At 62.2% G+C, this 21,977-nt stretch carries 20 protein-coding genes; 5 read left to right on the top strand and 15 right to left on the bottom strand.

Going from position 1 to position 21,977, the window contains the following annotated elements; all coding sequences use genetic code 11:
- Position 1: 1 nt before the first annotated feature.
- The 4 genes from I3K84_RS09010 to I3K84_RS08990 all read right to left on the bottom strand — a co-directional run bounded on the left by I3K84_RS09010 (position 2) and on the right by I3K84_RS08990 (position 3,242).
- Positions 2–1,354 carry a DUF2779 domain-containing protein gene (locus I3K84_RS09010; protein WP_231403447.1) on the bottom strand — a complete coding sequence of 451 codons (1,353 nt, stop codon included), beginning with the start codon at positions 1,352–1,354 and terminating at the stop codon, positions 2–4.
- A 317-nt stretch (positions 1,355–1,671) separates the two neighbouring features.
- Entirely contained in the window at positions 1,672–1,974 is a 303-nt protein-coding gene (locus I3K84_RS09005; protein WP_196995938.1) for a hypothetical protein, read from the bottom strand.
- An 80-nt stretch (positions 1,975–2,054) separates the two neighbouring features.
- Positions 2,055–2,831 (bottom strand): hypothetical protein, encoded by a 777-nt coding sequence (locus I3K84_RS09000; RefSeq protein ID WP_172734532.1) that lies wholly within the window; start codon positions 2,829–2,831, stop codon positions 2,055–2,057.
- Positions 2,832–3,026: 195 nt separating this feature from the next.
- Entirely contained in the window at positions 3,027–3,242 is a 216-nt protein-coding gene (locus tag I3K84_RS08990; RefSeq protein WP_049756451.1) for a hypothetical protein, read from the bottom strand.
- A gap of 228 nt (positions 3,243–3,470) precedes the next feature.
- On the opposite strand from I3K84_RS08990, the gene I3K84_RS08985 reads away from it, so the two are divergent.
- Entirely contained in the window at positions 3,471–3,677 is a 207-nt protein-coding gene (locus I3K84_RS08985) for a hypothetical protein (protein ID WP_196995937.1), read from the top strand.
- Positions 3,678–3,755: 78 nt separating this feature from the next.
- On the opposite strand, the gene I3K84_RS08980 is transcribed toward I3K84_RS08985, so the two are convergent.
- From I3K84_RS08980 to I3K84_RS08960, 5 genes are all read right to left on the bottom strand, one after another.
- Positions 3,756–4,655 (bottom strand): Sir2 family NAD-dependent protein deacetylase, encoded by a 900-nt coding sequence (locus tag I3K84_RS08980; protein ID WP_049756452.1) that lies wholly within the window; start codon positions 4,653–4,655, stop codon positions 3,756–3,758.
- Between the two features lie 275 nt (positions 4,656–4,930).
- Positions 4,931–5,185, bottom strand: coding sequence for an HNH endonuclease (locus I3K84_RS08975; protein ID WP_041835894.1), 255 nt, complete (start codon positions 5,183–5,185; stop codon positions 4,931–4,933).
- 223 nt (positions 5,186–5,408) lie between these two features.
- Entirely contained in the window at positions 5,409–5,864 is a 456-nt protein-coding gene (locus I3K84_RS08970) for a hypothetical protein (protein ID WP_231403446.1), read from the bottom strand.
- Between the two features lie 77 nt (positions 5,865–5,941).
- The gene (locus tag I3K84_RS08965; RefSeq protein WP_041835896.1) at positions 5,942–6,232 is read right to left on the bottom strand and encodes a hypothetical protein; all 291 of its coding nucleotides are present in this window, start codon (positions 6,230–6,232) and stop codon (positions 5,942–5,944) included.
- Positions 6,233–6,250: 18 nt separating this feature from the next.
- On the bottom strand, positions 6,251–7,216 hold the full coding sequence (locus I3K84_RS08960; RefSeq protein WP_011804267.1) for a hypothetical protein: 966 nt from the start codon (positions 7,214–7,216) through the stop codon (positions 6,251–6,253).
- Between the two features lie 54 nt (positions 7,217–7,270).
- Between I3K84_RS08960 and I3K84_RS08955 the strand changes: the two genes are divergently transcribed.
- The 4 genes from I3K84_RS08955 (at position 7,271) to I3K84_RS08940 (ending at position 10,845) form a co-directional block, all read left to right on the top strand.
- Positions 7,271–7,513: a hypothetical protein gene (locus I3K84_RS08955; protein ID WP_196995934.1), complete on the top strand. Its 243-nt coding sequence runs from the start codon at positions 7,271–7,273 to the stop codon at positions 7,511–7,513.
- Between the two features lie 84 nt (positions 7,514–7,597).
- Positions 7,598–9,202, top strand: coding sequence for an IS21 family transposase (gene istA / locus I3K84_RS08950; RefSeq protein WP_034303860.1), 1,605 nt, complete (start codon positions 7,598–7,600; stop codon positions 9,200–9,202).
- Complete coding sequence (gene istB / locus I3K84_RS08945; protein ID WP_011804279.1) at positions 9,199–9,963, top strand: IS21-like element helper ATPase IstB; 765 nt, start codon at positions 9,199–9,201, stop codon at positions 9,961–9,963. The genes istA and istB overlap by 4 nt, the downstream gene beginning before the upstream one ends.
- Before the next feature lie 171 nt (positions 9,964–10,134).
- Positions 10,135–10,845, top strand: a complete 711-nt coding sequence (locus I3K84_RS08940; RefSeq protein ID WP_011804269.1) for a metallophosphoesterase — start codon at positions 10,135–10,137, stop codon at positions 10,843–10,845.
- A gap of 626 nt (positions 10,846–11,471) precedes the next feature.
- Here the strand turns inward: I3K84_RS08940 and I3K84_RS08935 are convergent.
- From I3K84_RS08935 to I3K84_RS08910, 6 genes are all read right to left on the bottom strand, one after another.
- Entirely contained in the window at positions 11,472–12,251 is a 780-nt protein-coding gene (locus tag I3K84_RS08935) for an HNH endonuclease (RefSeq protein WP_231403445.1), read from the bottom strand.
- A 150-nt stretch (positions 12,252–12,401) separates the two neighbouring features.
- Positions 12,402–13,109, bottom strand: a complete 708-nt coding sequence (locus tag I3K84_RS08930) for an RNA ligase family protein (protein ID WP_196995932.1) — start codon at positions 13,107–13,109, stop codon at positions 12,402–12,404.
- A gap of 5 nt (positions 13,110–13,114) precedes the next feature.
- A complete protein-coding gene (locus I3K84_RS08925; protein WP_011804273.1) occupies positions 13,115–13,642 on the bottom strand; it encodes a hypothetical protein in 528 nt (175 codons plus the stop codon).
- Positions 13,639–15,036, bottom strand: coding sequence for a DUF3696 domain-containing protein (locus I3K84_RS08920; RefSeq protein WP_011804274.1), 1,398 nt, complete (start codon positions 15,034–15,036; stop codon positions 13,639–13,641). The genes I3K84_RS08925 and I3K84_RS08920 overlap by 4 nt, the downstream gene beginning before the upstream one ends.
- 73 nt (positions 15,037–15,109) lie before the next feature.
- Positions 15,110–17,056, bottom strand: a complete 1,947-nt coding sequence (locus I3K84_RS08915) for a chromosome partitioning protein ParA (RefSeq protein ID WP_196995931.1) — start codon at positions 17,054–17,056, stop codon at positions 15,110–15,112.
- Between the two features lie 4 nt (positions 17,057–17,060).
- Positions 17,061–21,977, bottom strand: a complete 4,917-nt coding sequence (locus I3K84_RS08910) for an N-6 DNA methylase (RefSeq protein ID WP_196995930.1) — start codon at positions 21,975–21,977, stop codon at positions 17,061–17,063.

The following is a 21,977-nucleotide window of genomic DNA, read 5'->3' as shown; positions in this document are numbered from 1 at the left end:
GTCAGCCTTTCAAGTGGATGTTGGTGAAGGCTGCCCACAGGCGCACCATGGCCCATGTGTCGAGGCAGCAGTAGGCGAGCAACTGGCGCTCCAGCTCGGCCTTGCGCCCCGCGCTGGTGGCCGGAGCGATAGCCTCTAGGTAGGCCTGCTGGGCCATGCCGCCGTCCTGCACGCCATCGAGTTGGTCGTAACCCAGATCAGGGCATAGGGCGGGCAGAACGGCCTTGATGCTCCAGCTGCCCTGCTGGCTGGGATGGTAGTAGTGCTGGCGTGCCACGGGCAGCAGATCGACCACGCGGTCGTTGATGGCGTGCAGGGCAGGGGCCAGGCTTGGGTAGCGGTCGGCCAGTTCGCGGATGCGGGTGGTTTCGAACGCGGCGTTGTAGACGAACACAGGGCCGCATTCGCCGCAGGCGGTGATGAGGGCTTGGGAAAAAGCACGTCCGGGGTTGCCGCCAGAGAGGTCGAGGAACGCATGGTGCGTGGCCCGTCCCGTGCGCCCCAGGCGATGGACGCTGAACTGAAAGGGGATTTGCTGGTAGGGCCTGGTGCCTTCCCAGATCGGCACAGAGAACTGGATGGTCTCGAAGTCGATGAAATAACCCGGCAGTCTGTGTGTCGCCAGTGCCTGCGCGGCAGCGCCCCGATCGAAATACGCCTGGCCCGACAAGGAAGCAGCCTTCACGCGTTGCTGCGTGGGGTTGAGCAGGCCGTCGGGCACATCGCGCAGTTCGCGGATGCCGTGCTCCGCGACGTATGTCTTGAGCGTGTTGCTGGGGCGCGGCAGCCAGTGGATGGGGTGTTCTGCCAATGGCTCCTGGCTTTGGCAGTGAGTGATGAAACCGCATTCATAGGGCGCATGGCACTGGCCGCCGGTGGCGATGGGTGGGGCTTGCTCGAGAGCCATTAAGGCCTGTGCGCTGGCGATCCAGCTGCGCACTTCATGGTCGCGGCCCAACGCATCTGCAGTCACATCCACCTCCATCAGCAGGCCCCGGTAGTCGCCGCCGCCAGGGTAGCTCCAGCCGCTGTCGATATGTGCGACAGCGATGGATTGGAGCGGCACTCCACTGGCACGGGCCAGGAAGGACTGCGCGGCGGCATCGTCGCGGTGGTAGTCCTTCACGCTCGCGCTGGACTTGACCTCCACCATGCGCCAGCCCTTGGCGGTGGGCAGCAGCACATCGGCAAAGGCCAGTGCGCCTTCGGCACGAAAACCTGCCTCGAAGATGGGCTGTGCGAACCGCAGCAGTACCTGAGTGCGGGCAAAAGCTGCATCGAAGCCTTCGGCCTGCGGGTCGATTAACTGACCCTGCTCGAACGGGTTGTACAGCCGCCGTGCAATGTCCCCCACCTGGTGGCCCGTGGCGTAGCTGGCCAGGCGGCGCCGGAGTCCTTGCGCCGCTCAGGCTGGTGGATTTCGAGCCACAGGCGCTTGGGGCATTGGCGAAAAGCCAATAGCTTGGATTTGGACAGCACGCGCATGGCAGATTGTGTGGCTGGTGTGGTGATGGGCTCATCATCTACTGCGCTGCGATCGCGCAGCGCCGTCCAAAACTGATACAGCTCCGGCTGGGGAACGTCCTCAAGACTAACGTGGAGCAGTCGGCCATCACGCTCATACATGGGAACGATTGCAATTGGTCCCTCGAGTGGGTGAGCTCCCGCCCGTCATGGTTGAGTCGACGCATGTTCTTCGCAGCGCACAGTGCGGAAACCTTTGATGGATTGCATCTTGCCGGGCTTGCCGCACTGCTCGCACAGGCGTGCGGACAGCGCTTCGGCCAGGTCGATCATGGCTTGCTGGCGTTCGGAGGCGGATTCCACGGAAAAGCGCAGCCGTCCCCATTTTTGCTTGACCTGCATGGCGACCGCTTGTGGTGCGTCGCCGTGCTCGGTTTCCTGTTGCAGGCTTTCACACAGGATGTCGATCAGGTCGAACCAGCCATCACCGCATTGCAGGCCCCAGCTCATGGCGCAGGTCTGCGGCTCGGCGTGACGGTGCTGGAATAGCTGCGGGTACCGCTGGCACAGAAGCGCGTCAAGTGCTGGGGTCATAGGATCGTTGATGTATTGAGTTCAGGTATTTGCGCCTGTCGGCAGCCATGCTGCTGCATCAGTTGTGCAATCCGGTAGCCGAATTTTTGGATGCTGTCGTTGCGGGTCAGCCCATAGCGGTTGACCATGAAAGGAATGACAGCGACCAGGGTGCTCTCGGCATTGACGCCCCACCACAGGTCGCGACCGTCGATGGGTGGTTCGTGAGTGAAAGTTGAGTTTTTGTCATGGAACGCCTTTTGAAAGTCATCTCGGTAGCTCTTGCCAAGGCACAGGATAAGCTTGGGCCGTGCCGTTGCAGCCCACTGGCGCATGCGTGGGAAACGGTGCTTTCTGCACCAATCGAGATAGTCGGATTTGTTCTCCAAGCCGGTCGCTTCTGCAAAATTGGAATGCCACCGGGCCTGGTTCGTGTCCTTAAAGGCGATGGGGTAGAGATTAATCTTGAAGTAACCCGATGAACCTTGGGTAAATGGTTTGGCCTGTTGGCAAAAATCGCGGTATTCAGACACGGGGCGGCCATGAATGGCAGCGAGTATCTTCATGGCTTGCCGGTTGAAAATGTAAGTCAGGTTTTCCGAGGCATCGCCATAGCCTCTGGGCGGACAGGGCTCGCCGCGCCGCATTTCGTTCTGGAGTTGCTCGGCGGTGCAGGCACCGCCCCACTCGATGCCGCATAGCCATATGGCGCGCCGTTCAGGATTGCCAATGTCCCCGCCGTCGCAGCCCGAATAGGATGTGGCCCATGTCTCAAAGTTTGGATTTGCTGTCATCAGATTTTGACATTTCTTGGAGCCGCTCCAAGAAGACGTCATCCTCAAGGTAGAAAATCTGAGGGCATGGCTCAGAGGGTTTTGCGATGTTGACCAGTAGTTGGCCAAGCCGCCAGTCAGGATGTTTCTCCCAAAATTCTCGGAGCGTATGAAGGATTGCAGGAATTCGTTCGGGGTTTCTCATTTTTCTTTCTTTCACATATTGTCAAGGAAGCCTGGTTCATCCTGCTCGGCGTTTTCCATTGCCAGTTCCAGAGGTATGTAGCGGAACATCACATTGTCGAAGCGCATGCGGTCGTCCGAGTATTGCAAATATGCTTCCAACTCTTGGTATAGCGGTAAATCCTTGTCGTAAGGAATGTCAAGGTAAATATCCCCCATGTAGCCGCACATCATCACCCCGCTTGACATGAAAGGCGCGCAGGGCTGCCAGGCAATGCCCTTGGCGTTCAGCCAGCTGATGATTAGCTGGCGGATGGCGCTCCTTGAGTGCGCGGTCGTGGAACGAGAGCATCAGCACGCTACGCTGTTAGGTGCGGGCGATGTGGTCGATGGTGTGGAACAGTTGGGGCATGGTTCAACTCCTTGTATGGCTGCATCATCCGGCGTGGCTGCGACAAAATGTGTCGCTTTTCGTGGGTGACTTGCCTGGACGAAGGCAACCCCCGGCGCAACTGGAACGAATACCCGCAATGGGATGGCCTCCCCTTGCAGGGTGAATACCACTGCTGGCTTTTCCATGACCTTTGCGATCATGTTCTGGGCTACGACTGGGGCGCGCTCTTGGGCATTGGAAAAATTTGGACGGATGTGATGCTGATCCAGCAGCGTATCGAATCGTGGTGACGGCCGGTGCAGGAATCGGTGGCGGTTCTGCCCGAGTGAATGCCCGAACGCTTTGCAGAAAAATGTCTGGGGGCATGCTCAGCCGCCCTGAGGAAGGTGCGTCGCAATCGCTTCCAGTGCCTCCTTGGCCTCCAGCGCCAGCTCGATGTCGCCGGGGTTGTGGATGTTCGCCTCGTGCAGGTTGATGCGAATCAGAGGGCTGCCGCGCCGCTGCATGCGCCGGGTGAAGTTGCGTACGGTGGCAACGGCACGGCTGGCACCTATCTCCAACACCAGCGGGGAGGGGGTGCTGTCGAGCCACATGTCCAGCAGCATCCGTTGCTGGGTGCTGCGGATGGGGTTCCATTGCCCGTCATCGATCATCAACAGGTTGGGCCGTGCCAGAGCGCCGCAGCGGGGGCAGTGAGGCAAATCGCCTTGCCACTCCAAGGTGGCGCTGTCCACCTGTGGGTGCAGGCGGCCGGTCTGCCATGGGTGGGCACCGCAGGCCGTTGTGCATTGCAGCCGGTGGATAGAGCCGAGGCATTCGTAGATGCGGGCGGCCGGGAAACCGGCTTTGTGAAAGTGCCCGTCGGCGTTGCTGGTGAACACGAAGCAGCCGTGCGGCATGCGCTGACCCCACTGGCGCAGCAGGGTGTATCCGGCGTGGGGCTCTGTGGTGCGACACAGGTTCAGCCGCTGGCCATACATGCCCCACGCCGTGGCGGGGTGTTCATCGAAGGCTTGAGGCGAGGTCATTTTTTCAAAGCCGAGCCCCTGTCTGGCAAGCGCTGGCCAGGTGTGCGAAAAGGTGGCTGCGTCGCGCAAGTCTGGCAGGCCGCTGTCGGCAGCCATGCCCTCGCCGGTAGCGATCATCAGCGCGCTGGAGCCTTGCAGCAAGTGTGCGGCGCGTTGGAGTTTGTCGGCCAACAGATAGTCGGTCTGTCGGTCGGCGTTGGGATGGATATGCCAGGTGTCGGTGTCTGCGTGGTAGTCCAATGCGTCGCCTCGCAGAGCCTCACGTAGGGCACGGGCGTGTTCGTATCCTATGCGCAGCCACCGCTGTAAAGACGAGATGCGGGTGTCTCCCGAGAATAGCAAGTGCTGGCGTGCCAGGTGGTATAGCGGGTCGGGCAACGCGCCTGTGGGCATGAATACTCCTCTCTTGATAGCTGCTTGCGCTTTTTGGGGCACGCGCAAGAGCCTGTTTGGGCTGAATGAGGGGATTGTCTGGTGAGCCGCGACAGACTGTGTCGCGGCAGGGTGCCGCAGTGTTACAACACCAGGCCCTTGAGGTATTCGCGGAAAGATCTGCCCATTTGCCGGAGCTGCAGCGCCAGTTTCACGGTGGCTTCTTGAAAGCCGTCCAACCGACCCGTGTCGTCAAAGTTGATCAAAAAACGGTCGAACAGCGCATCCAGATTGGCGACCAGCAAGAAGCCGTTGAACACGTCCAGCCGCTCGGCATCGTTGGCGCACTCTGCCCAGGGTTTGGCGTGGCTCGCGCGCAAGACTTCGGGCAGGGCCATCCTCCACTGACCAGCCATCGACCTCTGCATACCATTCGCCCAGACTCTCCTCGCTGGCCACCAGTCCGATCGAAATCAGGCGACGTGGATAGCGCCAGTCGAGCCCGGTGAATTCGGTATCCAGAAAGACCCTGGCTGTCGATCCTGATCTGCGTTTTAGCAAACTAAGCCAATGAGCGAGGAATCCGAAGTGTCTATGCATCCAATATGTGCGTGTTGATGTTCATCGGACCTGCTGACAAGCCACCGCCGATTGGTACCCGACGCCGTCGATGCCCACAAAAACCTCAGATGCCGCGCCGACCAGCAAGGTCGTCTTTTTGCTGGTTTGCTTGAAGTACGACGGCTCGTTAGTGTCCGCCTGTTCGTCGATCTGGCTGACGCCCAGCCGCTTGGCCAGCTGCTTGCCTGCCAGGCGTTTCAGATAGACGGTTGCCCTGTTTTCACCGTCAGCGGCTGTGACCAGCGCTGCCACCACCTCGTCTCCGAACAGCGATGGCAGAGGGCCTTTCTGTGAAGGCATCAAGAAGCCATCCGCCCCTTTGATGAGGCCGATGGCGCGGAGCTTGGATTCCACTTCATCGGTCGTCAACACCGTTCCGGCCTTGCATTGAAGCAAGGCTTCGAGCTGCTGCACTGTGGCTGGTGCGGCAGCGGTATCGAGCAGCGGCACGGGCATTTGTGCACACGCGAGGCCAACGCCAGACAAGGCCAGGCCGCAAGCAATCCAGTGGCGCAGGGTGCGAAGATTCCGATTCACAGAGCGCGCCTTTCCGAACGACATTGCAACCGCCACCGCTGGCGCTCCAGCAGGGCCTGAAAATGGTCTTCACCGGATGCATTCCACTGTGGCCAATCAGGTGGCATATCGGCCTGTGGGCGTGGCGCGATACGCAAGGCCAACAACTCCAATCGTCCCGGAAAATGCCTCAGCAAATCAGTGGCCAGGGATTGCTCCTGCCCCACGATGGCGTTGACACACAGCAGCAGGTCTTGCGCTGCTTTGCGCAGCTCGGCAGCCAGATCAGCGGCCTCGGTGGTGTTCATGGCTGTCCTTTCTCTGCATCAGGGGAGCATCCGTAGTCCTGCATACACGGTGGCGCGGGCCTCGGGTGCGTAGGCGATGAGTTCTCCGCCATCCCAGAGGGGGACGGTGTAGATCGTTCGCCCCATGCACAAAAACTCCTGCCGCACGTACTGCGCCAGTGCTTCCAGGTCATGCAGCGCAATGTTCTGCGGCGGCTCTGCCGCAGAAATCACCAGATCGGTAGAGGGCACATGCACCAGCTCCAGACCCACCCGCTGAAATGCCAGAGCCAGCAGCGAGCGTGACGGCTCCTGGTCCAGATAGCCCGGCAGAGCGGCCAGCGTTTCTTCATAGTGCAGTGGCTTGCGCTTGGCCATGATGAACTCGCGTAGTTGCATAAATGCATCGTCGAGCGCCTGTAGGCCTTTTGTGTTGATCTTGGTGCCGATGTCCCTGTCCTGGTTCAGCTCGCCATAGACGTCACTAGTCAGCCAGGCATGGCGTGTCACCGTGTCCACTACGCAATGCAGGATGTTCTGCGCCACGCTGTCGGTGCGCTCGACCAGGCCGAACTCGATGGCATCCAGCCCGTTGAGGGAGACCGTGGCCCACAGGCCATTGCGTTCGTCCCCATGCAGGCACTGCGTAGCCATGCCCTGCAGCGGAATGACGAAACCCAGCTCCTCCAGCTTGCCCAGCAACAGTTCGACCGTGGCGTTGATGGGCGTCGGTGGTGGGGGAGGCGCAGCGGTGTCTTGGGGCGGAACGGCCTGCGCCGGTGGTAATCGGCCGCCAAACCGGGCCTCGTACCACTCGCCCAGGATTTCCGTGGCGAGTTCAGATTCGCGCAGGCCCCGAGCTTTGGCCTCGTGCCGGATCGCATCCGTCAGGCGCACGTCCAGCATCCAGTTGGTTTGCGCCATGGCACCCTGGGCCTTCTTGCGCTCGCGGTAGCGACGTTGGTATTCGGCGGACGACCGCCTGCCGGTTCGTGGACGTGCCATGCTTGTTTAATTAACAACACTAGTTAAACTAACTATCCATGAAATTGCCGCTCCATGCAAGCTCGTGCTTGTGACAACAATCCCTGGCCGGAGATCAACATGACAGCCAACGATGCCCAGCCGATGAGCCAAAGGCAGGCAGACGCCCTGTGTGAGGAGTGGGCGCTGCTGCTCAAGATGGGCTATGCCAGCCAATGGTCGCCCGCACAGAAGATGGCGCGCCAGGATGAAATCGCCCCCGGCGGCCACCCAAACTCCCCCACTGATGGCCACCTCAAACTCCCCCACCTGAGTTGATCGGGGACAGGGGGTAAACGCCGGCGCCGCTGGCACCTGTTGGCAGGACAGTAGTTCTGGTCTTCCCCGAGGGGAGGCCAAGGAGTGAATGTCTTGAAACCCAACCAACGGGCCACCGTCTACACGCTGCTCGAGCGTGGCAGCACCCAGCGCGAGATCGCGCGCATCACCGGAATCGACCGCAAGACCGTCAGGAGTTACCAACGTCGCCGGCAGGCCGAGCAGTCAAATTCCCCCGGGGTGGCCACCGGCCCTGATGCCATGGCCGCTCACGTGGCCGCGCAAATTCCCCCACCCTGGCCACCGGCTCCCACGTCAGTGGCCGCCTCCCTATGCGAGCCGTACCGCGACTTCATCGAGGCCCAACTGCGTCTCAAGCGCAACGCCACGGCCATCTACCAGGACCTGGTCGATGTCCACGGCTTTGCCGGCCAGTACAACTCGGTCAAACGCTTCGTGGCCCGGCTGCGTCACAAGGAGCCCGAACAATTCGACCGCCTGTCCTTCCTGCCCGCAGAGGAGATGCAGGTGGACTACGGTGAGGGTGCACCCACCCGGGTGCCGGGCAGCAACCGGTACCGCAAACCGCGCCTGTTCGTGGCCACGCTGCGCTACTCGCGGGCCAGCTTTCGGCACGTGGTCTGGAAGTCCAGCCAGCAGGTCTGGGCCGAGCTGCACGAGCGCGCGTTTCGCCACTTCGGTGGCTGCCCGCAGTACGTGGTGCTGGACAACCTCAAAGAGGGCGTCATCAAACCCGACCTGTATGAGCCCGAACTCAACCCGGTCTATGCCGCCACCCTGGCGCACTACGGCGTGGTGGCCGACCCGGCCCGGGTGCGTGACCCCAACCGCAAGGGTACGGTAGAGCACGCCATCGGCCACACCCAGGCCACGGCCTTGAAGGGCCGGCGCTTTGAGTCCATCGAAGAGCAGAACACCTTCCTGGCGCAATGGGAGAAGAATTGGGCAGCCAAGCGCATCCACGGCACCGAGCGGCGCCAGGTGCAGGCCATGTTCGCGGAAGAACGCCCCCACCTCAAAGCTTTGCCACTGCTGGGCATGCAGTATTTCGAAGAGGTCCAGCGCACGGTGTGCGACGACAGCTGTGTGCGGGTGGAGCACAGCAGCTACGCCGCGCGCCCGGCGGTCATCGGATCGAAGGTGCGGGTGCGCATCTTCGCCCAGCGCATCCAGATCTTTGATCTGCAAACCGGCACCTTGCTGCGCAGTCACCCCAAGGCTGAACGCCCCGGCACCGTGGTGCTGCCCCAGGATGAGCGGGTGTTCAACCCCTCGCGTGAGACCCGCCTGATCCTGCGCCAGGCCGGCCAGATTGGCGAACACGCCGCCCGGCTGTGCCAGTTGCTCTTTGCCATCGAGGGCCGGGTGGGCCAGCGCAAGCTCTGGGGCATCGTCGGCCTGGTGCGCCGATATCCGGCGCATTGTGTCAACGCCGCTTGCGCCCAGGCTCTGGAGCAGGGCATCTACAGCTTCAAGCGCGTCCAGGCATTGACAGAGGCGCTCTTTGCCGATGCGCTTGAAGCCATCGAGACCCAGGCCGGTGGCGAGCATGTAACGCCCACCACGGCGACCCTGACCCAGCAGCACGAGCTGATCCGCGATGCCGATGAATACGGTGACCTGTTTGCCCACGCTGCGGCCACCGCCGCAGTTGGGAGCCAGCCATGAACATGGTCGAGATCGAGCGCGCGCTGCGCCAGCTGCGCCTGTCGGGTATTGCCGAGACCCTGTCGACCCGCGTGATGCAGGCCCAGGTCGCCCAGGAGCCATTTCTGCAGACCTTCGCCGCCATGCTTCAGGATGAGCTCGACCGGCGCCGATCGCGCCTGACAGAGCGCCGCTACAAGCGCTCGGGTCTGGACGAGAAGGTCAGCCTGGCCGACTTCGACTGGCGTTTCAACCCCAAGCTGCCCCGCGCGGCCTGCTTTGAGCTGCACACCCTGAAGTTCATCGCCGAGGGTTCCAACGCGCTCATCGTCGGTAAACCCGGCACCGGCAAGTCTCACATTGCCAAGGCCATCGCCTACCAGGCCACGCTGGGCGGCCACGATGTGCGTTACCTCGAGGCCGACGCCGAATTCGCCCGCTACGCGCTGGCAAGTGCCACCGAGCGCATCGGCCTGCTCAAGGAGTGGGTGGAGCCTGACCTGATCATCTTGGACGATCTGTTCCTGGCCAGGCGTATCAGCGAGCACGCCGCCGAGGTCCTGCAGGCCATCGTGCATCAGCGCTACAAGCTGCGCCGCGCCATCGTGGTGACCTCCAACCGCGTGGTGCAGGACTGGGGTCGCTATCTGGGCGACGCCACAATGGCGACCACCATCCTGGACCGCCTCATGCACCGCTGCACGATGCTGGAATTCGAGGGCAAGAGCTACCGGCTCAAAGAGGCCGCCGCACGCATCGCCATCGGCACTGAGTCGTCATAATCCAACCGGTCTTGCCTGGGGAATTTGGGGTGGCCACAGGTGGGGGAATTTGGACTGGCCATCGGGGGAAATCGCCGCTCTGCTGCTGCACGCGGGCCAGGCTCTGCCTCGGGCATTGACCTGGCAAGAAGTGCTGGTCAACTTAGACGTTGCCCCGCCAAGGGGTGCGCAATGATTTACTTCTTTGGCGACACCCACGGCCACTTCCGGCATGTGCTGGAGATCGTCTCCAGAGATCGCCCGGCAGCCATCGTCTTCCTGGGCGACTTGCAGGCACAGCGCCCGTTGGATGCCGAGTTGGAATCCATCCTGGGAATGACCGAAGTCTGGTTCATCCATGGCAACCATGACACGGATTCCGATGCCGACTACGACCACCTGTTTGGCTCGGCCTTGGCAGACAGGAACTTGCATGGGCGCGTTGCCCTGGTCGATGGAGTGCGCATTGCAGGGCTGGGCGGTGTGTTTCGTGGGCAGGTATGGACGCCGCCGGTGGATTGGCTGTACGAGAGCTCCAAGGAGTTCACTGCGCGCTGCGGCAGGGGTAATCGCTGGCGCGATGGGCTGCCGCGCAAGCACCGCAGTTCCATCTTTCCGGAGGATTACTTTTGCCTGGTTTCACAGCACGCCGACATTCTGGTGACACACGAGGCACCCAGCGCCCATCCGCATGGCTTTGAGGCCATTGACGAATTGGCGCGCAGCCTGCGGGTGGGCAAGGCGTTCCACGGCCACCACCATGACTGTCTGGACTACAGCCGTGATCGGGCGCGGCTGGGGTTTGCGGCCTTTGGCGTGGGGTTTTGCGGGGTGACCGATATGAACGGCAGCTGCATTCGGCCGGGGACGTTTGACCACGCACGTGCAGGGCGCCGGCGGTAAAGGAGCGCATGACTTGCCCTGCGCCTACAAGGTCGAAACTGCTGAGGCGGATGGCCGGCACCAAGGAAACACCGTCGCTTTAGGCACCAAGACCGCGAGTGGCGGCAACGCGGCAAATGGCCGCAAATGGAGGCGTTGGTTTGGACGCAGGAGTGGGTGGCTTTGTCCCCAGGATGCCGCCGTGTCTGATTTCTTCCAAAATCTGACCCAGCGGCCCCATTCTTTGTGCTGCATGCCATAGCACAAAGAATGGGTTTTTTGCACTGGGGACAGGGGCTCTTTGGGTTAGCTGCGTCCAATGAGCGTGCTGCGAAGACGTCACGATGGAGCCGCCAGCGTGTAGCCAGCGTACCGCATTGGCTCCATGGAGGTGCCGCCTATGCGATTGGTGCCGCAGATGCGGTCATACGTGTTGTCATGGAGCCATGCGGGTGCTCATTGCATGCCGCCATGGTGCCAAGAAGGCAACTGGCGAAGATTGTTACTTGACCCCCGTGTGTGCCATGGGCGCGCCATCAGCGAGCCAACTTCGTGCTGCCAAGCGTCGGATGTGTGCTGCTACGGTGCCGGATGCATGCTGCCAAGGGCTGCAATGGGGCTGCGATGGTTGATTGCCCGGTCTTTGCCTATCGCCAGTACCCGGTCCCTTCTTCCCACTGCTTTCGATGCCAAGCCAGATAGCCCCGATGGGCTTCACCGAGCCAGCGCAGTTTCATGCCCGGTTGCAACCCCAAGCGATGCTGATCATCAACGTGCAGGGCGGAAGACACCAACAACCGCCCCGTGTTGTCAAAGCTAATTAAAAAACGGTCGAACAGCGCGTCCAGATTGGCGACCAGCAAGAAACCGTTGAACACGTCCAACCGCTCGGCATCGTTTGCACACTCTGCCCAGGGCTTGGCGTGGCTCGCTCGCAAAACTTCGGACAGGGTCACGCCGGTTACAGTGCAGGTGCCGCCCCAGTAGTCCAGCATAGCCTCGCGGAACTTTTGCTGGCCGACCCGCTGACGTACCAAGCGCTCCACCTCGGTGCCGCCCAGCCCAGCAGGCAACTGGGCCAACTGGCTGGACACGGCAGCCTCAAAGTCCTGTGCCGCTTGGCTGGGCAAGGCCCGTGCCAAACTGGCGCTGCGGCCCAGAAGCGCTGCCAGCGCAGCTTCACTGCTGGCCGCAAAACCGTCAGCACGCAGCACCTGGGCAAACGAGCGCAGCATCTCGGGCAACAACGCTGGGGTGGTTGCTTGCAGTCGCAGCAGGTAGCCGCCCTCGGGTAGCACCGAGACCGACGCGCGTGCCGCATGCAGTGCCGAGGCCAGCGTCACGCCTTCCAGGTCACTGGTCAGCACATGCTCAAAACCATGGTCGTGGCCGGTTTTTTCAACGAGCGCGCGTTGCAGCGGGTTCATGGGCGACGCTGTGATATTGGATGGGACATCCGAATTCATCCGATTTGATCCGATACGCCTCGAAACGACGCCCCGGCCAGTTCAGGAGAGGGTTGGTCGCTGCTGACATCAACGGTGGGGAAATCGCACTTAGAAATGGACAACACCATGTCAATGCGTCTCTACGCGAGTCCAATCCACCCGGTTCCAGTCGATGGTGCGCTTGCGCCAATGGGTGTCGATGGCCTGGGTGAAATCGGGTCGCACCAGCTTGGCACGTGCTTCGCACCACTCGCCCGATTCGCGCCGCACCACCACGCCTTCCAGCGGCAGCCCGGCGCGATAGCGGCTAGGCGTATCCACTAGCAACTGCTTCAGCGCTGCCAGGGTGGTGAGGCCACTCGATACCAGCGGCACCGTGGACAGCCCGGCCTCTGCGGCCAGCGCGTTGCGCCGGGAAGTGCTCCAGAAACGTCCAATGCTGCGGTCATATACATCGAACAGCAAGAACCAGTCGGGCAGCGCGTCGTAGCCCAGTGAATGGCGAGCGGCACACCATTCGCCAAACAGCATTAACTCCGGGCGGAGTACGGTACGCAAGCCGGGTTCATGTTGCGTCAGCCAAGCGGGCAGGCGCGCGAACTGCCCCGTATGGGGATCGCTCAGATACTGGCCACGATTTTGGGCGCGTAGTGCGCTATCTGGCGACAGAGAAAGACCCAGGTTCGCACCGTCAAGCTTTTCTTCCACCACTACGTTGCCAGACAGCAGCGCCTGCGCTTCGGCGGGCGACAACACCTTGTCGTCACGTGGCATGCCGTCCTTGGCCAGCCAGGCGAGGTGCGAAGTGGTGGGGAAACGGAAGAAATCCTTACCCATGGCGTTCAATCCGGCAGCTGGGGGGCGGGGTATTTCGGAAATTTCTTGTTGTAGAACGAGCAGGCATCAGCTGGGCATAGGAAATCGACTTCGACACCTTTGGCGCGGAGCGCTGGCCACCAGTCCAGCCATTTGCAATCTGCCGCTTGCAAGATCTTGGGTTTGTCCGGGTGGGCATGGGCCACAGCAGCAAATTTGCGATCTGGCGCGTCGAATAGTGGTTCGAGCGCTGGATCGGGGAATTCGATGAAACAGTCTGGAACGGTTTCGTTTAGATTGACTTGCTCTACCCTTGACGTTCCGGTGTGTTGCAGGATCCATTTCAGGAACTTGTCTCCGACACCCTTTGGAGGTGTCAGGCTGGTTTTGTGGTGGTACTCACCCACAAGCCGGTAGCCATCATCAATGACCACAACGCCTGATTGTTGGATTGACTGCAGGCGAGTCACACATGCGATCACACAATCCTCCGAAACATCCGCATGCTGACCGTTAGCGACCAGTAGCACATTGGTATCAATCACTGCCTTCACAGCGCACCACCTTGTTGGTTGATCTCCTTTTTCCGCCTCATGGCCGCTAAGGTACGCCCCGCAATGTCGGCCATCTCGTCACCGAAAAAATTCGGTGGCCAGTTCTCGATTTCACCAAACATGTTGAGCTTCAATGGCTCCAACTCCGTGGCTGAATCCGCGCGACGGCAAAAGTACACCGCCACGTCTTCAGGCTTGACAACGCCCTCTGCAACCCGGCGCTGCAAGCGGTTCAAGAAATGCTCGGAGTGGCTCTCCACAATCAACTGCACGTCACGAGGCCTCCCGCCCTCGCGGGCCTGAGTCGCGGAAATGAAGACATCGGCCAACTCGGCCTGAACTTGCGGGTGCAGATGAATCTCGGGTTGTTCCATCCATATGGTGGAATGCGGTGGGCAGTAAAACGCTTGCACCAACGCCGGCAGCACCTGAGAAATTCCGAAGCCAACATCGGTAATCTTGACTTCTGGTGCCTTGGCGTGTGTTTTCACCAGCACTTCGTATTCCTTACGCCCTGCGGCCACGGGGCGCACCGCAAAGTCGTGAATGACACCCAAGTCTTTGAGCCACGCAGCAATGAACTCGGCAAAACCCTTGGTGTGGTGCCCGACCTGCCGATTGAGCCGTCGGCCTTCGCCTTGCGCCGCCAGAATGGCAGCGATGGTGTACTCGCCCATCTGCCCGACGCTGGCAGGTGTATCGCCCGACCATTGGTAAATACGCTGAGGATGACTGCGCAGGGGCCCCAGGTAGGAGATACGCTCCAGCATGCTTTCGGTGGCCAGGGCGAAGTCCGCCAGAAAGCCTGCGTTCTTGTATCGAGCCATGCTGGTGTCCGAGAGACGGTAAAACTTCTCGGGCTCTTCCAACGGCCACTTGCGTCCATCGGCCATCTTGAAGCCGTAGAGCTCAGATGTCAGATGGAGCTTGCGCTTCTCGTCGCGCTCAAGCACAACATCAAGCACCTCTTTCTCACCTGTAAATAAGCCATATCGCAACGTCTGAACTTCCGGTTGCTGTGCCTTGTTGGCGGCGAGTGCCACATCCAGTCGCATGTGATTGCCCTGATAGCGGGCTTCGGTTTGCAGCGGGTCACGCACATCCATTGCTTTGGGCAGAGTCCAACCCAGTTCAAAGGAAAGTGATTGCGTCAAATCGTGCCCATGGAGGCAATCGGTGAACGTGCCCAGATCGATCAGCGATGAGGTGTCACCCAGATGCAGCGCGCGCTTGCGATCGGTGGAGCGTGCAGTTTGCTGCAATGCCAGCAGCAGGTGGCCTAGGCTGCTCTTACCCGCGCTATTGGCGCCAAAGAGCACGGTGAGCGGAGCCAAGCGAATAGGCCCGGTATCTTTCCAAGCCTTGAAATTTTTGATGTGCAGGTGGGTAAGCATTGAGGCAATTCTCCGGATTTCTATTTATCGCACGTCATCAATATCTGTGTGAATCTGTCCATGCCCTCATTCTTCACGCTAATGGCCTCTGCTCCGCACCCACGCGGCGACGTAGCAGAAGGCCATCTTCACTGTCCGAAGAAAGTTTGAGACGCTCAAAGCGCTTGAACGCTTCTGCTGGCTCTGTTGAGGTGGTGACGATGTACTGAAATGCATCGCTTTCGCTCGACGCCACGTGGCCCAGCAGTGCCCACAGCATGGATTCGCTCATCTCCGCCTCTCGGGGCGAGTCATGCAGAAGAAAGCCTGGATGAAAGCTTTCAGGAGAGGTGCTGTCCATCAGGCAAGCAATGTCTCCGGCCAGAATTTCGAGCACCTTGAAGGTCGTCGAGTGCCTGGGCCCCATCTGGAACGGGCGGTTGCGGTACTTGTCGTCATCGCTGAGCACGCCCCAGTGAAATGAGGGTAGTGACTTGGCGACAGACTGCATCGTGGCACTGATGACCTGGCGGCGCCCCGCCACTGCATCGCGCTCTTTGACGAGCTGGATTTGAAGCTGACCATGGCGGCGCTGGGTCGATTCCAGTTGACGCTCCAGCTTCCCGATCTCCGGTGAGGTTGACTTGCCTGTGGCAATGTCTTCATACAGTTCATAGTCCTCTATGGCATCGCTGAGAAGCTGGTCGGCGGACAGGGACTGTGCATGCCTTGTCGTCAGCGCGGCATCCTGCTGATCAATGGCTGTCAGTTGCTCATTCATGGGAGCCGTTTCGGCCTCCAGCTCGGCCAGTCGGCGGCGCAGGGGCAGCAGTTCGTTTTCAAGCGTTTCTTTGGAGCGCTGGTGCTGTGTAATGCGCTGCCTTCGGTCAATCTGCGTCTGCTCGATTCGTTCCATCACGTGATCGCATTCCTTGAGCAAGCGGCTTCCTGCATCGCAGCGCGTGGGCAGCAACTGCTGCAACGACGAGGCTTCGTTTTGCAGCCGCTTGACCGCCTGCATATCACCAGCGGCAAGTGCTTCGTTTTGCTGGATTCGGTTGGTCAGAAGATCGATGCCCGCTTTCAGCGGCGCACGCTTTTCCATCCATGCTTGGCGCTGTGCTGCCAGCTCTTGCCGTTCGGCATTGATGGCCACCAGTTCCTGTTGATAGGCCTCATGCCGTTGCTTGGCAAAACCGATCAGGTTGGGGTGTTCAAGCAAGCCATCTTGCCGGAACGGTGTTTTGGTGGAGACGTTCAGGTGGCGGGCCAGTTGGCGGCGCACGTGTTTCAGCAAGCGGGCGGGCTCCTCGCGCAGCGCTTGCAAATCCGCTTTGTGCTTCTCCAGCGCTTTGGCCGTGCCGTCCAGCTCGCGCAAGGTGGTGCCATCGGGCAGCAGGCCCAGCACGATCTGCATCAGCGCGGCAGGTGATTTGGCGGGCCAACTGAAGCCTGAGCCGTCCGCACGCCACTGGTAGTAGTTGTGGTATCGGGCATTCTGGTCGCGCGAGCACCAGGCCAGAATCTGATGCCATTCGATGGACTGCTCGGACCCCGGCAGCTTTTGCACGGGCAGTATCTCCACCAGATGCCGCCGCAGCGCGGCCTGGTAGGCGGCGAATTCATTCTCAGCCTCGTTGGCTGCCAGTTGCTTCCAGTCCGCCGTGCGCGATGCACGGTATTGCTTCTGGTGCAGCCAGGGCTTCAGCACTGTCCAGGTTTCACCACCCACGTGCACGCGCGCGGCGACGGCGCCCTCTTTCAACTCACGGCTGTGCAGCAGTTCGTCGCGCAAGGTGGAGCCATCGGACCAGAGCGGATCATCCAGCGCAAAGCGCAGCAACTGACAGAACGCGGTTTTGCCCACGCCGTGCCCAGAGCTGCCCGTACCCGGCGGCGACACGATCAGGTTTAGCCCGCGTTGCAAGGGGATTTCGCGCAGGGGTTGGGTGGCCGTGAGCGAATCCAGCAGCCACAGCGTTTCCACCCACAAACGGGGCTGGAGGACGGGGTTGGGTGCGGAGATGCTGACGTCGCTCATCGGATTACCCTTGTTTGCGTAATTCGTTGGACTGCACGACCGATGCAGCACCGGCCAGTACTTCTTTCAGCGCCGCCTCCTGTTGATCGTGGGCCTGGATCAATGCGGCAGCCAGTGATTGGGTGCGGTGATCTCCGATCACGTCGGCCAGCGCCTCCGGATTGCGGATGGACAGTGGTGCCGTCACGGGAACGCCCAGCAGGCCGTGCAGCCAGCCACGGATATGCGCCCAGCGCTCCGTGTTCACGGGTGCCAGCCAAGAAGGCAGCGCCTCGATGGAAGGAGTGCTTTCAGGTAACGGGGCCAAGAGGATGCGCCGCAGGCGGTTGTCGTCGCACGGGCCGACCTGCAGGAGTACATCGCACACCAGGCCCGCCAGCCAATCCTCGGCTGCGGAAGCCGGTGTGCCGCCTTGCGCATAGATGGGAAGCGGCGCGGTGCGCCGTGCTGGTTGGGGTGCAGGAATGGCGACAGCGGGTTGTGCCTGCAGCGCATCCCACGCCGCTAACACCAGCCTTTGTGTGCGGTACTCGCCAAACTCGCGCAGCTCCTTGTTCTTGAGCACACGGAAGGTTTCGCTGGGATAGTCCTCACCCATGACAGCAGCAGGGTCGAGGATGTAGCGCTGCTCGTCGTTGGTAAGGCCGTAAAGGCGGGCGTAGTAGGTGTCGAGTTCAGCGCGCAGGGCGGCACGGCGCTCAGGATTGAAGGCAAAAGGTGGTCCGTTGTAGCCCAGGTCTTTGGCCCAGCCAGCCAGGTCGTGTGCGGTGTAGGTCAGTTCAAGTACGCGCGGGACGATATAGGCCAGATCGGCTTCGGTGTAGCGGTCAGGAGGTAGCACGGGAAACTGCTTGAGATACCCATAGGTCAAGTGGGTGCCGCCCACTTTGACCCGTGCGCAGAAGTCCAGCACCAAAGCCCCCAGATTGCCCAGCAAGGCGGCGTTGTGTGCGGCCGTCTGCGACGTGAAAAACAGCGGCATGGTGTGCCCCACCCCAGCCAGCGGCACTACCGACGCAATCACCGTGCGCTCGTCAGTCGCTCGGCAAATGTCTCGCCACCCCATCAACCACTGCGGGCAAGCCGCTTGCAACCAGCGCTCGGCCAGGGCCAGCACGGCGTCGCGGTCGTGCAAGGGGCCGCTGGGTGCGGGAAGGTGGCGGTGGTCGGCAGTGAAGTCGAGCACGGTTTGCTCGGCCTGCGCATCCACGGCGTACCAGGCAGTGCCGTGGCGCTCGTTGGACATGAAGACCTCCACCGTGCCCTCGGCAGGCAGGTAGTTGTCGTTCAAGGGCTGGATGCTGGCCGGGTTGTTGCCGCACAGGCCCAGGCTGACGGGTGCCACTTCGCGGGCGTAGGGGTGCTGGCTCACAAAGGCCTGCCAAGTGGTGTAGGTGCCCACGGCGGGGTCGCGGCGGCGGGCCTCCTGCAGCCACCAGCCGAACAGCAGTTGGGTGGCGCACAGCACAGTGGCGTCTGGGTTGCCGTCTTTCAGGGCCTTGTGCAGGTCCTGGGGCAGGCGGGCCACGCGCAGCCAGACTTCGCGCGCCTGCACCCAGTAGCGTGGGGTGACGGTGGTGGCTGGGTCTTGCTTTTCGGCAAGCAGCAGGTCGCGGCTGTCGCCATCGGGGGTGTAGGTGGCCCAGCGGTGGTCGAACTGGTGGATGAGCTTGGCTTCGTACAGGGGCAGGCGGCCCTCGGCGGGGGCGTTCAGGAAAAGGCCGCTGTCGTTCGACATGTGGAACATGGTCGAGAACGAAATCCCCCAAGGGTTGGCCTCGGGTTCCACCAGCTTGGCCTGCTTGCCTTCACCGGCCCACACGGCTTCGCGGATGAGCACGGGGGCGGCGCGGTAGATCTTTTTGGTAAGCGCGGCGTCGGCGCTGCTGCGGAACACCGGGCAGGTGAGCGTGTTGGGGTTGATGAGGCGGAATTCGTCGGGCGTGAGGGTGAAGCGGCGGCGCGGGTCGGCCAGTTGCTCGACTTGCTCCGCAAAGCACACAAACTCTGCAGCCTCGGCTTGGCCCAGTGTGATGAGGCAGAACTTCATGCGGCTGTCCACCGCAGCGAAAAGCTTGGAGCGATTCTCAATGTCAAGCAAGCTGACCAGCCGCCCCGTTTGGCTGATGTGACCAAAGTAGGCTTTGGTGCTGTCGTCGGTAGCAATGCCCGTGGGGACGATGAACCCTGCCCGGCCCGTGGGTGCGGTGATTTGCAGGATGGTTTCGGCGAACAGGGCGTAGGTGTTCACATCGCCCACGCCGGTCAGCGGGTAGCGCCCGCCATCGCTGCCATCCACGTGCATGAAGACGCTGGTGGCTTCGGCCACGCGGCGGGCGGCGATGAATTCGGCGTACAGGCGCTTTTCAGCGGCGCTACCGCCTTCGGGCAGGGGCGTGCCGGTGCCTGCGCTGGCCAGCAGATGCGCCAACTGGCCTTGGCTGAGTGCGTTGATGTAGCGGGTGCGCTCGGCCTTGTTTTGCGCGGCGGCCACGGCGGGGTGGCGTGTGGCAAAGAATTCTTCTTCTTGCAGCTTGATGCGCTCCCACGGCGGGTTGCCCAGCACACAGTCAAACCCGCCCGCGGCATAGACCTGCGGAAAGGCCAGCGGCCAGTGCAACACACGGGCCTGCTGGCAAGCAGCCCGGGCGGCGGCTACGGTGGCGGCCTGGTCTGAGCCAGGGTCGGCCAGAAGCTGCGGGGCCGTGAGGGCGGTGTGCAGGGTTTCGCTGGTGGGCACCTGTGCAGCGGTGTCTGGCGTTTTGGGTAGCAGGTAGGCACTGATAGCCAAATCGGCCGCCAGCGCAAGCGGGCTGTGTGCTAGCTGCTCACAAATTTGATAGTACGCACGTTCTTGCGCGGCCACGTCTTCAGCAGTGTCGGCGCCCAGGGCTTCGAGCGCCTGCAGGGCCTGCAGGCCGGTATCGGCGGCAAAGGCCAGCAGGTGCTGGCCGCTCTGCACGTCTTTGGCCAGTTGCTTGAGGCCTGCGCTGTTGCGTTTGGCAAGCTGTTTGCACACCTCTTTGTCGTCGCCGCTCAGGGGTTTGAAGGCGTCCTTGGCAATGCCTTGTTTGAGGGCCTCCAGGTTGGTCAGGCCCAGCAGGGCGTCGCCGCATTGCAGGTGGTGGTCCAGAAAGCCCAGGGGGCGACCTTCTTCAAAGCCTTCCAGCCACAGCGCCATGCGGGCCAGTTCGATGGCCATGGGGTTGCGGTCCACACCAAAGATGCAGCGGCCCACCACTTCGCGCAGGGCGTGGCGGTAGGCCTGGGGCGTCACGGCGCCCTCGGGCGCGCGCAGTTGGGCCAGCTTTTCAGCCAGGCGGCGCGCGGCGGCCAGCAGAAAGTGGCCGCTGCCGCAGGCGGGGTCGATGACGCGGATGGAGAGCAGCGCTTCCACCGGCTGGGCGGGGTTGGCGGCCAGGCGCTGCGCGATCACTGGGTCGAGCGCGCTGTGGATGAGCTGCTGCACCAGGCTGTCGGGGGTGTAGTAGCTGCCGGTGAGCTTGCGCGCGTTGCCGGCGGTGCTGCCTTCTTCAGTCAGGCCGACGAAGCCGAAGCGGCGCGCGGGCAGGTCGATGGTGGGCACGAGTTCGAGCAGGCTTTCGTACACGCTGCCCAGCTCTTCCGGCCCCATGTTGCGGTAGTCGATGGGGGTGAGGCTGCTGGCTTTGCCCTGGGTGGTGACGGCCCAGCGCAGGTGCTGCAAGGCGGCCAGCAGGTGGGTGTTGTGCAGGCTGGCCGCGTCCAGGTGCGGGCACTGGCTGGGCACGAACAGGCCGCCCAGCGCGGGCAGGGCCAGGCGGGGCTCGCCCTGGGCCAGGCCGCGCCAGACGATGCGAATGGCCTGCCAGTGGTCGTCGAAGCGGTTGCGGGCGCGGCGCTTGAGGCAGAGCTGGCGCAGGCGGGCCAGGGCATAGCCTTCGGCGTAGGCTTTGCGGGCGGCCAGGGCATCGGCACTGTCGTCCTGCGGGTGCAGCACACCGCGTTCTTCGACGGTGAAGACGAAGATGAGGCGGTAGATGAGGCGCAGCAGTTGCTGGAAGTAGGCGTCCTGGCTGAGCTGCCCTTCGTGCAGTGCGGCGCGCAGCGCGTCGTTGGCGGGGTGCTGCAAGAAGCCTTCGCCGAAGGTGAGCAGGGCCTGTTCCACGCCGTGGCGCAGGCCGTCGCGCACGCGGGTGCCCTCGGCCTTGCCAGCTTCGCGCCAGCGCTCCCAAATGCACGCGCCGCCGGTGTGCGGCGCGCGGCTGGCGTGCAACAGGCGCCAGATGTTGGCGAACTCGGCATAACGCTGGCCGCCCAGCAGGTCGGCCAGGTCGCATTCGAGGTAGGCGGGGCGGGTGAGGCTTGCGGCGTCGCGCAGCAGGCGCAGTTGGCGGCCGTTGCTGACAATGCCCCAGGTGTGGTCAGGGCTGGCGTTGAGCAGCTCCTGCATGGCCTGGAAGGCCGACTTTTTACGGCTGCCGCTGCCAGCCACGGCAAAGCGCGGGTCGGCTTCGTCCAGCGCGAGGGAGTGGGGGGCCACCAGCACGGGCACGCTGGCGGTGGCTGGCCCGGCCATGAAGCTGACGGGGTAGGCGAAGGCCCCGGCCTGCACCGTGGCCGTGGACTGCGCGGCGGCGTAGCCCAGGGCATCGCGCAGCAGTTCGGCCACATAGCTTTGGGTGAGCGCGTGGTCGTCCACGTCGGCGCGCTCGCTTTGGGCGGCAAAGTGCTGCCACTGGGCGCAGGCGATCTGGAAGGCGCGGCTGTATTCGTCCTTGAGCTTGACGCCTTTGGGGATGCCGTAGTCGGTGTCTGCTTGGTCTTGCGCGCGGCCCTGGGCGGCTTTTTCGAGCTGGTCGGGCAGGAAGAGGCTGCCTTCAAGCTGCAGGGTAGGCAGGTTGAGCGTGGCTTGCTGCCGGTGGTGGCGGATGCGTTTCAT

The sequence above is a fragment of the Diaphorobacter sp. JS3051 genome (genome assembly GCF_015832135.1).
Lineage (GTDB): Bacteria > Pseudomonadota > Gammaproteobacteria > Burkholderiales > Burkholderiaceae_C > Diaphorobacter > Diaphorobacter nitroreducens.
This window is presented reverse-complemented; position numbering and strand designations above follow the sequence as displayed.

Bases quoted from the DNA above. Each gene is read 5' to 3' on its own strand.
- I3K84_RS08965 (WP_041835896.1), bottom strand. From the start codon at position 6,232: ATGAACACCACCGAGGCCGCTGATCTGGCTGCCGAGCTGCGCAAAGCA.
- istB (WP_011804279.1), top strand. From the start codon at position 9,199: ATGAACATGGTCGAGATCGAGCGCGCGCTGCGCCAGCTGCGCCTGTCG.
- I3K84_RS08970 (WP_231403446.1), bottom strand. From the start codon at position 5,864: ATGCCCGTGCCGCTGCTCGATACCGCTGCCGCACCAGCCACAGTGCAG.
- I3K84_RS08915 (WP_196995931.1), bottom strand. From the start codon at position 17,056: ATGAGCGACGTCAGCATCTCCGCACCCAACCCCGTCCTCCAGCCCCGT.
- I3K84_RS08910 (WP_196995930.1), bottom strand. From the start codon at position 21,977: ATGAAACGCATCCGCCACCACCGGCAGCAAGCCACGCTCAACCTGCCT.
- I3K84_RS09005 (WP_196995938.1), bottom strand. From the start codon at position 1,974: ATGAGCTGGGGCCTGCAATGCGGTGATGGCTGGTTCGACCTGATCGAC.
- I3K84_RS08920 (WP_011804274.1), bottom strand. From the start codon at position 15,036: ATGCTTACCCACCTGCACATCAAAAATTTCAAGGCTTGGAAAGATACC.
- I3K84_RS09000 (WP_172734532.1), bottom strand. From the start codon at position 2,831: ATGACAGCAAATCCAAACTTTGAGACATGGGCCACATCCTATTCGGGC.
- I3K84_RS08990 (WP_049756451.1), bottom strand. From the start codon at position 3,242: ATGTCAAGCGGGGTGATGATGTGCGGCTACATGGGGGATATTTACCTT.
- I3K84_RS08955 (WP_196995934.1), top strand. From the start codon at position 7,271: ATGCAAGCTCGTGCTTGTGACAACAATCCCTGGCCGGAGATCAACATG.
- I3K84_RS08975 (WP_041835894.1), bottom strand. From the start codon at position 5,185: ATGGCCCTGCCCGAAGTCTTGCGCGCGAGCCACGCCAAACCCTGGGCA.
- I3K84_RS08930 (WP_196995932.1), bottom strand. From the start codon at position 13,109: ATGGGTAAGGATTTCTTCCGTTTCCCCACCACTTCGCACCTCGCCTGG.
- I3K84_RS08935 (WP_231403445.1), bottom strand. From the start codon at position 12,251: ATGAACCCGCTGCAACGCGCGCTCGTTGAAAAAACCGGCCACGACCAT.
- I3K84_RS08940 (WP_011804269.1), top strand. From the start codon at position 10,135: ATGATTTACTTCTTTGGCGACACCCACGGCCACTTCCGGCATGTGCTG.
- I3K84_RS08960 (WP_011804267.1), bottom strand. From the start codon at position 7,216: ATGGCACGTCCACGAACCGGCAGGCGGTCGTCCGCCGAATACCAACGT.